Raw genomic sequence first — 16140 nt, forward strand, 5'->3', positions numbered from 1 at the left:
TTATTCTAGTCCCATTTTTGATGGATTGAGGATGTTATTAGGATCGAATGCCCGTTTGATCGATTGAAACAGTGCCATCTCTTCAGGGGTAAATGCCATCGACATATACGGTGCTTTGGCTAAGCCAATTCCGTGTTCACCGCTGAGGGTTCCTCCCAAATCAATAGTTGCTTGGAAAACCTCTTTGATAGCTTCGTATCCGATTTTGACTTGTTCGGGATCTTTTCCGTCGATCATAACGTTGGTGTGGACATTCCCATCTCCTGTGTGACCGAAGCATGGGATGTTGATATTGTATTTTTTGGCGATAGCATCGAATTTTTCGAGCAGTTCAGGAAGTGCGGAGCGGGGAACGGTGACATCTTCATTGATTTTTTTGCTCCCGTATACAGAGAGTGATTGGCTTGCATTACGGCGCGCAAACCAGAGATCGGATGCTTCTTGTTTATCTTTTGCAATTTTGAATTCACTGCATCCGTTTTCACGGAATACTTTTTCGACCAAACCAAGCTGAAAATCGAGATCTTCTTCGAGATTTCCATCTACATCAGTGACGAGGATCGCTCCCGCTTCAATTGGGAGCCCTTTGTGATATACCTGCTCCACTGCGCGTATGGTAAGGTTGTCCAAAAACTCCATGGCTACAGGGGTTACACCACTTGCCATGGTTTTATAGACCGCTTCCATAGCGGCGTTAACGGTTGGGAAAATACCCATGGCTGTTTTGGTCATTTTTGGTTTTGAGAGGAGTTTTAGAGTTACTTCGGTGGTAACGGCAAGAGTTCCTTCACTGGCGATCAAAATGCCGGCAATGTTGTATCCGGCAACATCTTTGATGGTCCGTTTTCCCGCTTTGATAATGTCACCGTTGGGTAATACGGCACGGATCGCCATAACGTAGTCTTTGGTGATTCCGTATTTGGCGGCTCGCATACCTCCGGCATTTTCATTCACGTTTCCGCCGATAGTTGAATATTCTTGGGATGCAGGATCGGGCGGATAGAAGAGACCGACCTCTTCGACTGCTTTTTGTAACTCCATATTCACAACGCCCGGTTGAACGATAGCGACCATATTTTGCATATCGATCTCTAAAATCTTGTTCATATGCTTTTCAAATGCGAGGACGATTCCGCCGTTTGCAGGGAGTGCTCCGCCTGTGAAGCCGCTGCCGGCACCGCGTGGAACAATAACAATACGGTGCTCGTTGCAGTATTTTAAAATATCACTCACATCTTGTTCACTGCGAGGGAAAAGAACAGCATCCGGTTCGAATCGCTCTCGTGTCGCATCATAGCTATAGGCTATCAGATGAGCTTTATCGCTGTAGACGTTTTCATTGCCGATTAAGTTGATAAAAAAGTTGATAGCATCAGATGAGAGCATCATTTATCCTTCAGGTCAAAATTGCGTAATAGTGCGCTTTTATCACTAAATTTCGCTTTGTAGAGTTCATATAGTTCTGTGTTTTTTGAATTGCTTAAAGCAATAATCTCAAGATAATAGGGTTCGTAACTTTTTAAACTGGAACTCCCTTTGCCCCACCACGCGCCTCGGATCGTCGGAATGCGGGTATAAAAGGGAGTTTGTTCTTTTTTTTCTACTTTTGCAAACGGTGTATTTTGCAATAGTGTGAAACTTTTACAATCCAGAGTAAAGAGGTGATCGGCGCTTTGGATATAGAGCAATCCGACGGAGTTAGCGGTACAGTAACTTTGAAAATCATCGACCAAAGGGGTTTGATGTCCTTCATAAGAGAGAAACGTTGCATAGTTGTCAGGGTGAACCCATTCAACTCCTGAAATGCTTTTGGTAATTGCATCATACGTATCATCATTAGGTGCCACAACAAGTGCACGTTCATAGTCATAGGCTAAAACAGCAATATCAGACGATTTAGGTTTCCAGTTTCCATTCGGAAGAGCATTTTGATGAAGTCCTGTGTATTTACTGATTTGAAGGATAGCACGGTGATTGGCAGGGTTGGTTTTCTCTACTTTGGCATTGGCAATGATAGTACTGTGGGTAGCATCGAATTTTCGAACGATAAAACCGCTCATCCCTTCTCTCAAATTTTCGGCAACAATCGTTGCACGTTCCCCTTCAACCTCAATCAAAGGAGCAGTGATCGATGAAGCGTTGAGGACGCTGCACGCGATAAATGTAAAAAGCCAGATGCGCATCATGGTAACCTTTTGGTAAAGTAATTAATAGCGATTATAGCTTAACACATCTTTGTAAATGGATTTTTTGCTATCATTTAACTCTTTTTTGCTTTTGCATTGTGTATATTTGATCAAGGATGAGAATGGGTCGTTTTTTTGCATTACTGTTATTGCCTATTCTCCTTTTCGGTAGCTTGGTTAAGCCTTTTAAATGGAATGACGGCGAAAGTTTTCTCACATTTCTAGAACGGAAAAAATTACCTCTTTCTCTCTATTACAATCTAGATAAAGAGGATCAAAAACTTACCGAAGATATCCCTTATAACGCTAATTGTCAAATGGTAGTGGATGATAAAAAATTTATTCAACAAATTTTGATCCCAGTGAATGATGAACTGCAACTCCAGATTTTTCTTACCCCGAAACGACGTTATGATATTCGTGTAGTTCCGATTGTAACCCAAGAGTATACCGAAACACTGTATGTCCCGATTCAGACCCTACCGTATGATGATATTGTGAAATTGACAGGATCTAAAAATCTGGCTTCCGAATTCGTCAAAATGTTTAAGGGAAAAGTCGATTTTAGGAAAGGGTTTAAAAAAGGGGACCCGATCGTATTGGTCTATACTCAAAAATATCGGCTGGGCAAACCGTTTTCAATGCCTGAAGTACATGGTGCTATGGTTGAGATCAACGGAAAAAAAGTGACTGTTTACAGGCATGCCGACGGTCGTTTTTATGATGAAAAAGGGGCACAATATGAGAAATTTTTGTTTAAAATTCCAATCAATAATCCCCGTATTACCTCCGGTTTTACAAAGAGCCGTTATCATCCCGTACTCCACTGCTATCGCGCGCATGCGGGTGTTGATTTTGGAGCCCGTCCGGGAACTCCGATTTTGGCAACCGGTGACGGTCGAATCAGTTTTGCCGGCTCATCGCGCGGTTATGGGAATACGATAAAAATTCGTCATAGTAATGGACTGATTAGCCTCTATGCTCATCAAAAATCGTTTCGTGCCGGTATCCATAACGGCTCAGTGGTGAAACAAGGTGAAATTATTGGATATGTTGGAAATTCAGGGTTGTCTTCAGGTCCGCATCTGCATTTTGGGATGTATTCGGGGAGTACGGCTATCAATCCACTGAGTGTAATGAAAAAGACAACTGAGGGATTTAGCGGCAAAGAACGTAAGGTATTTCTTGCGATACGAGATAAGATGGATGCTAAGTTTCGAAAAATTTTGCAGCAAAAACCTGTGCGTAAGCCGTATTTTGATTTCCATGAAACCTATTACGTTGATAGCCAGACATTTAAACCAAAACCTTTTTAAAGAGTTGTTATGATCGATAAGGTCAAAATCGTTCCGTGTGTAACATCAAATTTTGTAAAGCCTAAAAGGGTTGAATACGTTCAAGACGGAATCGAAAAAATATGGGATATGGTCGAAGTTCATGATAGTGTGGCGATTCTCCTTTATCACGAGGAACGGGAGACACTCGTTTTAGTTCGGCAATTTCGCCCCCCTGTTTATTTGAAAAACAAGGATGGCTATACGTATGAATTGTGTGCTGGAATTGTGGATAAATCCAAATCACTTATAGAGATAGCGCATGAAGAGATTCTCGAGGAGTGTGGATATCATGTGCCTTTGGAGTCTATAGAGCGAGTGAGCTCGTTTTATACGGCAGTCGGATTCGCCGGATCGGTGCAGACTCTTTTTTATGCAAGAGTGAGTGAGTCGATGCGTGTGAATAACGGGGGCGGTATCGAAACCGAGTCGATTGAGGTCGTAGAGATTCCTTTAGAGGAAGCAAAAAGCTTTATAATGGATGAGACCAAAGCCAAAACACCGGGGCTGATGTTTGGCTTTGGATGGTTTCTGGAGAGCAAACTGTAATTCCCGCGTAATGCGGGAAGGATGATACAGCGGTATTCGGTTAGAATTTATACGAGAGTGCAGCGTTGAACGAGCGGCCCATCCCTTGGAGCGGGGTATAGGTGTTTGCCGTGTAATTGACGGTATCAATCCCCCCTAGCGGCATTGCATATGCTTTGTTAAAAAAGTTGGTAACCGAGAAATCCATGTTCAACTGTTTTGAGTATGCATAGCCGGTTCGCAAATCAACCAAAGCATACCCCGGAGTTAAGGGCTCTTTTCGCAGGGTATCAACAGAACTTTTTTGAGCTACGGATTCAATATCGATTCCATTATTCCATGTTCCTGATGCACGATCGAGTGAAATTTTTGCATGAAACGGCATCATATGATAAAGTGACCCGCCGTTATCACGGAAACCGCGGGTATAGCTTATGGAGCCTTTGAGTGTTACTTTCCCGTTATCGACAGTATCTGAGAGGGTTGTATATCCGGAGAGATCAGCACCGAAAAGGTGAGCATCGGTATTGATGAATTGAAAATAGTTGATTCCGCCGGATGTATTTACAAGATCGATATCGATGTAATCTTTTACTTTTGTGTAGTATGGAGTCAATTTCAAGCTCCACTCTTTTTCGGCATTGTCATGAAGCGATAGTGTAGCACTGATGCTATTTGCTACTTCCGGATCAAGGTTCAGGTTGCCAACATAGCCGTTGCCGTCTCCAAACCAGTTTACCATTCTCATATCCATGCGTATCGGATTGGTGTAGACTCCTGAGCTTCCTGCCCATGAATAGCGTTCATACATATTTGGCGAACGGGTTTTACGAGAAAAACCGAGTTCAATGTCACTGTTTTTGCTATATACATATTTGCCCATCGCCGTGATATCGAAATTATTATCGACCTTTTTGTGTTCAAGTGCATTAAAATAAGCCGCATCTACAGGGTCGTTGTTATTGGCTCCAATAAATCCGCTATATCCGTTGTAGCCGTGTACATCATCGGTATCCATTGTAACTCGGTCGTAACGCACACCGAAAATAGATGAGAGTCTATCACTCCATTGTGAAACAACTTCACTAAACAATCCGATACGATCTCGTTGTCCGTTATTAATATTCAAAAAGGTTCCAGGACTCATCCCTGCCATATGATTGACACTGTCTTCAGGCCACCAGTCGTTGAGACGGTATCGATTATAATCAGCACCAAATTTGAGTGTTTGGGTTTGGCTGTAAGGAAGGGTTGCTTTAACGTTCAAACCGCTCTCTTTTGCGTCGGTATACATCGGCATGTTTCCGGTACGTTCTCCAATGAGTTTATTCATATAGTGATCGGTATTTTGGCGATAGGCATTGGCATCAATGAATAATGATCCTATCTTTCCTTTGTAGATTAGATTGCCCGATGTTGATTGGTTGGCGAGCATATCCATGTACTCATTTGGAAATCCGACGTAGTCCGTATTGCTTTGAGCGAGTTTGAGAGCGATATACCCATCGAATGTTTTGTAAGCTAGTGTTGCGGAATGATTTGCTTGCTTATAGAGGGTATCTCGAACGATAGCGCCGTTTCCGTTTTTGTAGTTATCTGCTTGTTCTGCATATCCTGCGTAGTTAATGCTCAGTTTGTCGTTAGCGGCAGTTGCCGAAATTGAAGCACCGCGTGCTTGATTATTGCTGCGATAAAAGCCAGAGGCTTCTCCGCTGATAAGTGCCTCTCCCGCTTTATCGGCAAATTTTGGATCTTTGGTTTTAACGGCAATTGTTCCGCCGATACTATCGCCCCCTTCACTGACAGGTGTAATTCCTGCCACAACATTGATGGATTCAATTTTGGTTGTATCGATATACGAAAGAGCCGGGTTCATGTGGTTGGGACAAGCTGAAGTGATGGTCATACCGTCAATATCAATTTTAACACGATCATCAGCCATTCCATGGATGACCGGCAATGAGGCGCGTGAGCCCATTTCATAAACACTGACTCCCGGAATATCTTTGAGTGCGGTCGCAACATCGCCGCTCATCGTTGAAGATTGTTTTTTTGCTAGAGTAGTGGAAGAGAGATCGGTATTTACGATATCTCCTTCAACCGATATTTTTTGTAAAGTGACTGGCTCAATAGCCAATGCAGCAATTGCGGCTAGAGAGAGTAGCGAAACTTTCTTCATACTTATAATCCTTAAGAAAATATGAAGAAATAATAGAGAAGAAGTGTTACATTAGTGTTAAGTGGTTATACTTTTGCCCATGAAACTCAATCCAAAACAAATTTTTTTAACTCTACTTTTATTGGCGGCTTCGGGCTATTTCCTTTATTCGGGATTCTCTTTGTTATTCCATCCGTAAAGAGTGACCAGCGCGAGAGCACTTTGCTGAAGAGCACATTGCCGGCTTTGCCGGAAATGTGTGTATCAAAAACGGATAGTAACCTCTTCGGGAAACTGCATCGTAACGCAGTGAAGCGAACCGTGTTGGCGAATAAGCACCGAACAATCGATCGGGATAATATCACGACCTCTAAAAGCTTTTTCACAGATAGCGATTGCTTCAGCGTCATGCGGATCGTTATAAACCGGTAAAAGAACCGCATCATTGATGATGAGAAAATTGGCATACGTTGCCGGTAGGCGTTCGCCGTCGTAATAGGCAGGGGTCGTCATCGGTAATGCGATCAGGTTGAACGGTTCACCTTCCAAATCCCGCAATTCCATCAGTTCAGCTTCCATTTTTTTGAGTGCATCGTAGTGCTCATCATTTGTATCATCGCATTTGACATACATAATGGTATCGGTATCGATGAAACGAGTGAGTGTATCAATATGGCTGTCGGTATCATCTCCTGCCAAATAGCCGTGATTCAGCCACAAAATTTGTTCTACGCCAAACTCTTTTTTGAGAATAGTCTCGGTTTGGACTTTGTTTAAATGAGCATTTCGGTTAGGATTCAGGATCGTTTCGGCCGTTACGAGAAGTGAGCCGATACCGTTGGATTCGACACCGCCACCCTCTAAAATCAAATCGACTTTTTCCATCGGTGCGCCGTAAATGGGTGCAATAGCAGCACTCATCGCATTATCAAGGGATGCATCGAATTTTCCGCCCCATCCGGTAAAGGTAAAATCGAGGAGGATCGGTTCCCCTTCTTCTTCGTCAATGACCGTGAGAGCACTGCAATCACGTGCCCACGTATCATTCGTTTGATACTGGGTAAAAATCAAGTTGGTTTGATCCGCAAAATAGCTTTTGACGAGATCAATATCATCACAGACGATGAGGCAGGGTTGATAGCGTGCAACGGCAGTCGCAATGTTAACAAAACATGTTCGTGCTTCTTCGAGATATTCACTCCAATCGCTTTGGCTGTGAGGAAAAATGAGCTGAACGAAACTTTGAGGTTCAAATTCGGCGGGGAAATAACGCATTAACAATCCTTAGAATATAATTCCCCTATGGGAACTATTAAATTGAGCCGAGAGGCACTGAGACATAATCTTGACATTATCGCACACCAAGTCGGTGGAAAAGATAAAATAGCCGTCGTTTTAAAAGATAACGCTTATGGGCACGGGGCAACATTGATTGCTGATGAATCATCGCGTTATGGGGTGAAACAAGCGGTCGTACGGTTAGAGAGAGAAGCATTAGAAATTGTAGAGTATTTTGAGAATGTCCTTGTCTTGGGCGAAATACCGATTCAAGGACATCCAAAACTTAGCTATGCGCTCAATTCGCTCGAAGAGATTGCGTTATACCCCAAAGGGGTACGTGTCGAGTTGAAAATCGATACAGGGATGCATCGAAACGGAATTACACCCGATCAACTCGAAGAAGCATTTGTAAAAATAGCGGCACAAGGATTGGTCTGTGTCGGTGTGATGAGTCATTTTAGAGCCGCCGATACACTTAGCAGCGAGTGGTATTGGCAGCGTCGGATATTTGATACGCTCAAGCCCAAAGCACTTGATCTGGCAAAGCTCTATGGTTGGAGCTTACGGTTTCATATCTCTAACTCTGCAGGAGCCTTTCGCAGTTCAGAGTGCCGTGATAACATGGTACGGGTTGGAATCGCCCTGTATGGTTGTTTGCAAATGGATCCGACATTGCCTCAGCCGGCATTTAAAAGTGTCTTGTCGTTGTGGGGAAACCGTATCGCAACGAGAGTGCTCAAAGCCGGACAGCGGGTAGGGTATAACGGTATCTACGAAGCGACATGCGATGAGGTGATCAGCACTTATGACGTGGGATACGCTAACGGATTGGATCGACTTGCATCGGATCGTTTCACGACTCCTGAGGGAGTTGCATTGCGCGGGCGTATTTCGATGGATAATGCCGCTTTTTCAAGTGACAAAGAAGAGTTGCTGATTTTTGATAACGCCAATGAGTATGCCCGTTCAGTAGGAACGATAGGCTATGAAATTTTGGCGTGTTTGGATAAAGACCTCAAACGTGAGTGGATAGATTAAGAGGTGACTTTAATAATCGAATCGCTGAAAATGGCTCCATCTAGGCGCATTTCGATCAAATCATTTAAATCATTCACATCATCGATATAGCCTAAGACCTTGGCATCAAAGAGGTAGTGTTCCGCTACTTTTTGAATTTCTTCTGCATCGCGCGGGAGGACGATCAAATACGACGCCCGAAGGTTCTCTGCGATCACCGCTTCGACCGCATTTTCGACGTGCAAAGCAAACCGAACACCGTTTTTGCGCAAATGTTCCATGATATCGAGATTTTCAGGTGAAAAATAGAGAGCAACAACCGAATTGGCCGGAGTATGGCGTAATGCTTCTGTTGAATCAATATGGTAAAACGGTTGAGACGCGACGTAGGGGTGACCGAATAATAGCATGCTTTAACCTTCCATACATTCGCGTGAGCAGTAGTGTTTTCCCTCACGTGTCAGTGTCTCTTTGAACTGTACATAGGTGCCGCATTTTGCGCAGGGAACCATTTCCTCCGGAGAAGTATCCGATGAAGCAGGTGGCGTTAGACTCACTTTTCGGAAGAAAATATAATAGACGCCGAACAACAAAGCGGCAAATAGCAACATTTTTAACATGAGTTTATCTCTTTATGAGTAAATAATGGCGATTTTTCGCCTCGATGATTTCATAATCCAACGATTCATCGATTTCATCATACACCTTTTCCCCTTTGTAAAAGAGCAAGAGGCTCCCCTCGGTACAAAACGGTGCAGAGAGTTTGAGAAGCATCTCCGTATCGGTTACGGCACGCGAGGTAATGAAATCATACGGTTCACTCGGAAGCTGTTCGACCCGACACGCCTTCACTTCGACGTTGTCCAACCCCAAATCGGCTTTGACAAATTGTAAAAAACTGGCCCGTTTCGAGAGCGGTTCGACAAGCGTGAAATGGGTCTGCGGTAGGGCAAGTGCCAAAATCATCCCCGGAAATCCAGCTCCGGTTCCGATATCCATCCCTTTTTGGATGGAAGGAAGAAAACTAACGGGAATCACGGCATCGAGAATAAACTGATCGATTTGCGCTGATGTTTTCGCTCCGGTGAGATTATGGATTTTATTCCATTTCTCCAACAGGGCTTTATAGTGTTCCGCTTTTTCAATAAAATCATCCGGTAGAGGAAGATTATGAGGTGATAGTAACTGTGTCAAATGACTCATAGATCATGCCCCATTTGCTCTTTTTTGACCTTCAAATATCCCTCATTATGGGGATTTGGGCTAATAATGACGGGAACCCGTTCCGTAATCGTGACATTAAGATCTTTCACAACATCGATTTTTGCCGGATTATTGGTGAGCAGACGGATTTTGGTAAGTCCGAAGTCTTTGAAAATTTCGCCGACGACATCATAAGTACGTTGATCCGGAGCAAATCCGAGTTCGACATTGGCTTCGATGGTATTGCGTCCTTGATCTTGGAGGCAGTAGGCATTGACTTTGTTGAGCAGACCGATGTTGCGCCCCTCTTGACGGTGATAAATGATCAAACCGCCCTCATGTGCGATCAGTTCAAGTGCTTTGTGTAACTGATTGTTACAGTCGCATTTGATACTGCCAAAGGTATCACCGGTAAGGCATTCGGAGTGTATCCGCACGAGTGGGGATTCTTGGCGCTCGAAATTTTCGGTAAAAATGGCTAGATGTTCCTGAATCCCCTCTTTGTAAACACGGATTTTAAAATGGCCGTATTTGCTTGGTAGATTGGCGACAGATGATTTTTCAAAAAGTGTTGTTGTTTTCATTAGTGCCATTATAATAGGTGTTTCTAAAAAATGGTTTATTAAACTAACTGGCGATACAATCTAATCCTTATTTTCTCATTGGAGTCACATTTATGGAGCGTTTTCGCCGCACCCGTCTCAATTCCCAACTGCGTTCATTGGTTCGTGAAACTCATGTGGGGGTAAATGATTTTATCTATCCGTTGTTTGTCCGACCGGGAGAGGGGATTAAAACAGAAGTTGCTTCAATGCCGGGCGTCTTTCAGATGTCATTGGACGAAATTTTAAAAGAGTGTGAGCTTCTTCAATCTCTCGGGATCAATTCGATTATTTTATTCGGTATTCCTGAAGTAAAAGATTCAGTCGGAAGTGACGCTTTGTGTGACCACGGGATTATCGCGACGGCAGTGCGTGCAATCAAACGCTCATTCCCGAAAATGTTTGTGGTGACCGATTTATGTTTTTGTGAATACACCGATCACGGGCACTGCGGTATTCTTGACCATGTCCATGAGACGGTCGATAATGATTTGACATTGGGTATTTCGGCACAGCAGGCATTGGTCCATGCCCGTGCAGGTGCCGATATGATCGCGCCATCAGGGATGATGGATGGGATTATTACGACTCTTCGCGATGCTCTTGATGGGGGCGGGTATGTCAATTTGCCGATTATGAGCTATTCGACCAAATTTGCGAGCGGGTATTACGGACCGTTCCGCGATGTTGCCGAATCGGTTCCGAGTTTTGGAGATCGTTCGACCTACCAAATGGATCCGGCAAACCGCCGTGAAGCCATCCGTGAAAGCCTTGTGGACGAAGCACAAGGGGCTGATATTTTGATGGTAAAACCGGCATTGGCATACCTTGATATAATTCGTGATATTCGCGAAGCTTCACAGCTTCCGTTGGCAGTATATAACGTCAGCGGCGAATACGCAATGCTAAAACATGCCGGAGCGGCGGGGCTTATTGACTATAATCGTGTTATGATGGAGACGATGGTCGGATTCAAACGCGCAGGTGCCGATATCATTATCAGCTATCATGCGAAAGAAGTGGCGGCACTTCTATCTTGATTTGAACGCCAAAGGAATAAAACTCCTCTGGCTATACTCCCCGCTAAGGCATTAAAGCTTTCCTCAACTGAAATGAAATTGTTAATGAAATCATTTTATGATATGATTGTTTTTTGTATATAAGGAATAACGTGAGACACTTTTTAACGTTAAAAGATTACACCAAAGAAGAGATCTTAGAGATTTTAGAACTCGGGTTAGAGATCAAAAAAGAGATCAAAGCAAAAGTATTTACCCCCCGTTTGGCCAATCAGACGCTAGCGATGATTTTTGAGAAAAGCTCGACCCGCACCCGTGTCAGTTTTGAAGTGGGGATGTATCAACTCGGGGGGCACGCACTGTTCCTCTCCAATCGTGACATCCATCTTGGACGAGGCGAACCGGTCAAAGATACTGCGCGCGTGATCTCGTCTATGTGCGATATGGTTATGATCCGCACTTATGAGCAGTCGATGCTTGAAGAATTTGCACGTTACTCAAAAGTTCCTGTTATCAACGGCTTGAGCGATAGCTATCATCCGGTTCAGCTTTTGGCCGATTACATGACGATGATGGAATGCGGTAAAGACAAAAATCCGATAGTAGCCTATGTAGGGGATGGGAATAATATGACCCATTCATGGCTTATGCTCGCTTCAAAGCTAGGATTTGAGCTTCGTGTCGCTACTCCGAAAGGGTACGAATGCGATCCTTTGATTATTGCCGATGCAATGAAATTCGCTGAGCAAAGCGGTGCAAAAATCACGATTACCAATGACCCCAAAGAAGCTGTAGCGGGAGCTACCGTTGTTACGACCGATACATGGATCTCTATGGGACAAGAAGAGGAAAAAGCGCAGCGTCTTCGTGCATTTCAAGGTTATATCGTTGATGAAGCATTGATGGCGTTGGCTGCAGAGGATGCTATCTTCTTGCACTGTCTTCCTGCGTATCGCGGCATCGAAGTGAGCGAAGCGGTACTCGATGGAGACCAAAGCGTTATTTTCGAAGAAGCAGAAAATCGTCTTCATGCACAAAAAGGGTTAATGGTTTGGTTGAATAATCATCGATAAGGAGTAATTATGCGTCATGTATGGCTGTTGGGTATTCTGAGTATTGGTCTTTTTGCTGCAAATGTAGTTCAAGTCGGAGACAAATATAAAGATTCCGGTAAATGCAAGGCGTGTCATAGCCATATCGTAGCGCAATGGGAAGATTCATGGCATGCAAAATCTCATTACGGAAATGATGAGTATTTCCAAAAGACGATTGATTATGTAGCCCGTAAAGACAATCGTAAATCATTAAATACTATCAAAATAGAATGCGCCACTTGCCATAATCCCCGTATAGCAGTTACTTCTACCAATGCCGAATATGAAGCGATAGCCGCATTGAATCTTGATAAAGATTCTGCCGCTTCCAAGGCACTTCGAAGCGATACCATTGCTGAGGGGATCAATTGTGTGGTCTGTCACAATATTGATCAGATTCATGATGAGCTTCCAGCCGATAAACGGGGGATGAACCGTGTAACATGGATGAAATCCGGTACAATGACAGGACCGTATTCGGATGCAAAATCCCCGTATCATAAGGTCGAGCAACGACCGTTCATGGACAACAATCCCAACCAGCTTTGCTTCGTTTGCCATGCCAACGACACATCAGAAGAGGGGCTTCGATTTGTCGATATGCAATCGGAATTTAAAAACAGCGGAAAAGCATGTGTCGATTGTCATATGGGAGCCCGAAAAGAAGGGATTGCGGCAACATTGAGAGATGCAAACGGACAGCCGCACAAACGTCTTATTCGTGAACATCGATTTATTGGTGGGCATGTTGAGAATATGTGGAAAGATGCCCTCAAAGTAGATACACGAAAAAACGGGGCTGCGCTAGAAGTTATTTTAAATAATCCTCAGCCTCATGCTCTTCCAAGCGGTTTCGGTTCACGCGAGATTTTGATAGAAGTACAATATTCGGGCGGCGGAAAAGTGATCAAAAACGAAGCGTTATCGATCACTACCCGCTATCTCAGTAAACGGGGAAAACCAACGGTTCCGCATCTAGCAGCTAAAATTGTACAATCTATTTCTATTCCGGCACAAGGTTCAAAAGCTTTTTCTTTGCCGATTCCGACTGGGAGCGATGGAGCAACGATTGTTGTCTCGTATCGATTGGTGAATGATGAAATACGGGAATTATTGGAGTTAAAAGACCCAATATGGTCGAAAAAAATGGTGATTAAGAAAGTATCTGTAAAATTGTAGAGAAGAGAGGCAAAATGCCTCTTAGTTCATCTCTACTTTGATAATGAGATCATTGCCCTCTTCAACGATTGAGAAATTGTGCTTTTGACAAAATGTTTCATTCATTTCTGAAGCCCACTCTTGTGCCTCAATCAACGCATCATCTTTATTATCAAATGTTTTCACGCCCTCCATACCGCTTCGTTTAAAACAGCCGCACTCTTTTTCAATTTTTACGTTATACATGATCTTACTCTCCTACTGAGAAATTTTTGGAAGTATAGTTGCCAAAGATTAAAAGTTGACAACAAAATTGAGACGATTTGAAACTAAAGATTCTCTTTATCTTTTACTATACTCATCTCATCAGGGTACTTTATGTAAAGTTCTGCTAAGATTCCACCTGAATTTCGGGTGCCTTTTAATGCGATACGATGTATCGTTTTCCAAGGTACCCTCGAAGATAAGACGGGACTTATCTACATATTTTCTCCCCCGTAAGGGCAAGCGTAACTGGTCGGAACGTTTTTCCGATGGCGTATCTATAAAGGCAAACTACATGAATAATACACACGAAACCACCGAAGAAAATTTGGTGACATTTGAGACTTTCGGCCTTCGCCGTGAGCTGATGCAAAGCATCAACTATGCAGGGTTTACAACTCCTAGCCCGATCCAGCAGATGGTTATCCCAGTCATCATGGAAGGGCGCGACGTTGTGGGACAAGCGCACACCGGTACCGGAAAAACAGCCGCATTCGGTCTTCCGACGTTGAATAAAATGAATCTCAAAGGGGGAATCGAAACCCTCATTATTACCCCGACACGTGAACTTGCAAACCAAGTGAGTGATGAAATTTTTAAATTCGGTAAACATTTGGGTGTCCGTACCGTAACGATTTACGGAGGAAGCTCATACAACCGTCAAATTGATTTGATCGAGCGCGGAGCACAGGTTATTATTGCGACTCCGGGACGATTGCTCGATATGCTCAGCCGTGATATGCTCAAAGGTTTCGCACCTTCGACCGTTATTTTGGATGAAGCGGATGAAATGCTTGATATGGGCTTCTTGGACGATATCAATGAAATTTTCACCTATTTGCCGAGTGAGCGTCAAACGTTGCTTTTCTCTGCAACGATGCCGACTCCGATTAAACAATTGGCAGAGCGTATTTTGGTGAACCCGTATTTCGCCTCTATCACCAAAACTGAGACAACGAATACCGATATCACTCAACAATATTATGTGATTGAAGAGTCTGAGCGCGACGATGCGATTATTCGATTGATGGACGCGGAAGATGCCCAAAAAACAGTTGTTTTCTGCCGTACGAAAAAAGAGGTAGATCGTCTTTCGAACGTTCTCTCAGCAGCGGGATATTCGGCAAAAGGGCTTCATGGCGATATGGAACAACGTCAACGCGAAAGTGTTATCAAAGGGCTTAAAAGCGATGCTATCGATGTGTTGATCGCAACTGACGTTGCAGCACGCGGATTGCACATTGATGGTGTTACCCACGTATTTAATTACCATATCCCATTTGATCCAGAGAGTTATGTACACCGTATCGGTCGTACCGGACGTGCAGGCAAAAAAGGGATGGCAATCACCCTTGTAACACCATTGGAATTCAAAGAGCTTCAACGTATCCGCTCGAAAGTTGGTACGACGATGGAACATGCGTATATCCCAAGCAAAGTAGATGTGAAAGAAGCGCAAGTTTCACGTTTAGTAAATGAGATCGAAAAACAGCATATCTATGATGAAGCGCATAAAGTACTCGATTTACTCAAACAAGATTATGATCAAGAACAAATTGCGTACAAATTGATCTCTGTCCTTATGGAGCGCAATACAGTTCAAGGACCGAATAATATCGGTATCGCGGCAGAACGCTTGGAAAAAATTCTTCATAATCTAGAGCGTCGTGGAAACGAGCGTGGCGGTAACGGCCGTCGTCCAGGTGGATTTAACCGTAACCGAAGCGGTGGTAACCGTAACGGCAATGGCGGCGGTGGATACCGTGGTAATAGTGATCGCAACAGTGGCGGCGAGAGAAGTGGCGGTGAACGAAGTGGAAATGATCGAGGTGAACGCTCACGCAGCTTCAGCGGGCAAAATCGCTCACCAAAACCTCGTTATTAATAACTGCTTGACTCAAGTTTGTGCTTGAGTCGCTCCAAAAACGGCTCCATCGGAGCTTCTAATACAAACCCTTCTCTTTGTTTAGCACCCCACATCGGTTCAGGAAAATACTCATCATTTTCAAAACGTGCCATGATATGCCAATGAACACGCGGGACCATATTGCCAAATGAGGCGATATTGATTTTGGAAGGTTTGAAATAAGAGAGCATCTCTTTTTCGATCACATCGAGCGTATTCCATATCGCTTCTTTCTCTAGGCGAGAACATTCACTAAACTCTTTATGGGGTGCATGAGTAAAAATTTTGAGCCAAGGGATAGGTGATTCGTGGAGTTCGATGAAAATAAGAGAGTTTGAATAAAACATAGACGACCTTTTTAAAAAGTCGTTAATTGTAGCGAAAGAGGGG

General features: G+C 43.7%; 17 protein-coding genes. 7 read left to right on the forward strand and 10 right to left on the reverse strand.

The genetic code is table 11. The features are described from left to right. Entirely contained in the window at nt 1-1386 is a 1386-nt protein-coding gene (locus CJD30_RS05420) for an FAD-linked oxidase C-terminal domain-containing protein (RefSeq protein WP_294917130.1), read from the reverse strand. After that, a complete protein-coding gene (locus tag CJD30_RS05425) occupies nt 1386-2186 on the reverse strand; it encodes a plasminogen-binding N-terminal domain-containing protein (protein ID WP_294917132.1) in 801 nt (266 codons plus the stop codon). The genes CJD30_RS05420 and CJD30_RS05425 overlap by 1 nt, the downstream gene beginning before the upstream one ends. A gap of 122 nt (nt 2187-2308) precedes the next feature. On the opposite strand from CJD30_RS05425, the gene CJD30_RS05430 reads away from it, so the two are divergent. Together CJD30_RS05430 and CJD30_RS05435 are read left to right on the forward strand one after the other, a co-directional pair. Further along, the gene (locus tag CJD30_RS05430) at nt 2309-3502 is read left to right on the forward strand and encodes a peptidoglycan DD-metalloendopeptidase family protein (protein WP_294917135.1); all 1194 of its coding nucleotides are present in this window, start codon (nt 2309-2311) and stop codon (nt 3500-3502) included. Nucleotides 3503-3511: 9 nt separating this feature from the next. Beyond that, complete coding sequence (locus CJD30_RS05435) at nt 3512-4069, forward strand: NUDIX domain-containing protein (RefSeq protein WP_294917137.1); 558 nt, start codon at nt 3512-3514, stop codon at nt 4067-4069. A gap of 40 nt (nt 4070-4109) precedes the next feature. Here the strand turns inward: CJD30_RS05435 and CJD30_RS05440 are convergent, their stop codons facing one another. Both CJD30_RS05440 and CJD30_RS05445 read right to left on the reverse strand, forming a co-directional pair. Further along, complete coding sequence (locus CJD30_RS05440; protein ID WP_294917138.1) at nt 4110-6227, reverse strand: TonB-dependent receptor; 2118 nt, start codon at nt 6225-6227, stop codon at nt 4110-4112. Nucleotides 6228-6470: 243 nt separating this feature from the next. Continuing rightward, on the reverse strand, nt 6471-7481 hold the full coding sequence (locus CJD30_RS05445) for an agmatine/peptidylarginine deiminase (RefSeq protein ID WP_294917139.1): 1011 nt from the start codon (nt 7479-7481) through the stop codon (nt 6471-6473). A 27-nt stretch (nt 7482-7508) separates the two neighbouring features. On the opposite strand from CJD30_RS05445, the gene CJD30_RS05450 reads away from it, so the two are divergent. After that, complete coding sequence (locus CJD30_RS05450) at nt 7509-8525, forward strand: alanine racemase (RefSeq protein WP_294917142.1); 1017 nt, start codon at nt 7509-7511, stop codon at nt 8523-8525. Here the strand turns inward: CJD30_RS05450 and CJD30_RS05455 are convergent. The 4 genes from CJD30_RS05455 to ribA are packed head-to-tail and all read right to left on the reverse strand — an operon-like array spanning nt 8522 to nt 10300. After that, nucleotides 8522-8914 (reverse strand): hypothetical protein, encoded by a 393-nt coding sequence (locus tag CJD30_RS05455; RefSeq protein ID WP_294917144.1) that lies wholly within the window; start codon nt 8912-8914, stop codon nt 8522-8524. The genes CJD30_RS05450 and CJD30_RS05455 overlap by 4 nt on opposite strands. A gap of 3 nt (nt 8915-8917) precedes the next feature. Beyond that, nucleotides 8918-9124 carry a PP0621 family protein gene (locus CJD30_RS05460; RefSeq protein ID WP_294917146.1) on the reverse strand — a complete coding sequence of 69 codons (207 nt, stop codon included), beginning with the start codon at nt 9122-9124 and terminating at the stop codon, nt 8918-8920. Between the two features lie 4 nt (nt 9125-9128). After that, on the reverse strand, nt 9129-9707 hold the full coding sequence (gene rsmG / locus CJD30_RS05465) for a 16S rRNA (guanine(527)-N(7))-methyltransferase RsmG (RefSeq protein WP_294917149.1): 579 nt from the start codon (nt 9705-9707) through the stop codon (nt 9129-9131). Further along, a complete protein-coding gene (ribA, locus tag CJD30_RS05470; RefSeq protein WP_294917151.1) occupies nt 9704-10300 on the reverse strand; it encodes a GTP cyclohydrolase II in 597 nt (198 codons plus the stop codon). Before ribA ends, rsmG begins: the two co-directional genes overlap by 4 nt. 83 nt (nt 10301-10383) lie before the next feature. Here ribA and hemB point away from each other — a divergent pair, with 83 nt between their 5' ends. From hemB to CJD30_RS05485, 3 genes are all read left to right on the forward strand, one after another. Further along, complete coding sequence (gene hemB, locus CJD30_RS05475) at nt 10384-11349, forward strand: porphobilinogen synthase (protein ID WP_294917153.1); 966 nt, start codon at nt 10384-10386, stop codon at nt 11347-11349. A 131-nt stretch (nt 11350-11480) separates the two neighbouring features. Further along, nucleotides 11481-12401 (forward strand): ornithine carbamoyltransferase, encoded by a 921-nt coding sequence (argF, locus tag CJD30_RS05480; RefSeq protein ID WP_294917156.1) that lies wholly within the window; start codon nt 11481-11483, stop codon nt 12399-12401. 9 nt (nt 12402-12410) lie between these two features. Continuing rightward, complete coding sequence (locus tag CJD30_RS05485) at nt 12411-13601, forward strand: multiheme c-type cytochrome (RefSeq protein ID WP_294917159.1); 1191 nt, start codon at nt 12411-12413, stop codon at nt 13599-13601. A 21-nt stretch (nt 13602-13622) separates the two neighbouring features. Here the strand turns inward: CJD30_RS05485 and CJD30_RS05490 are convergent, their stop codons facing one another. Then, nucleotides 13623-13826, reverse strand: coding sequence for a hypothetical protein (locus CJD30_RS05490; protein WP_294917163.1), 204 nt, complete (start codon nt 13824-13826; stop codon nt 13623-13625). Between the two features lie 313 nt (nt 13827-14139). Between CJD30_RS05490 and CJD30_RS05495 the strand changes: the two genes are divergently transcribed. Continuing rightward, nucleotides 14140-15729 carry a DEAD/DEAH box helicase gene (locus tag CJD30_RS05495; RefSeq protein ID WP_294917165.1) on the forward strand — a complete coding sequence of 530 codons (1590 nt, stop codon included), beginning with the start codon at nt 14140-14142 and terminating at the stop codon, nt 15727-15729. On the opposite strand, the gene CJD30_RS05500 is transcribed toward CJD30_RS05495, so the two are convergent. Next, the gene (locus CJD30_RS05500; RefSeq protein WP_294917167.1) at nt 15726-16097 is read right to left on the reverse strand and encodes an HIT domain-containing protein; all 372 of its coding nucleotides are present in this window, start codon (nt 16095-16097) and stop codon (nt 15726-15728) included. The two genes, CJD30_RS05495 and CJD30_RS05500, sit on opposite strands and share 4 nt — an antisense overlap. Nucleotides 16098-16140 lie beyond the last annotated feature (43 nt).

The sequence above is a fragment of the Sulfuricurvum sp. PD_MW2 genome, from assembly GCF_002633015.1.
In the GTDB taxonomy this organism is placed as follows: domain Bacteria; phylum Campylobacterota; class Campylobacteria; order Campylobacterales; family Sulfurimonadaceae; genus Sulfuricurvum.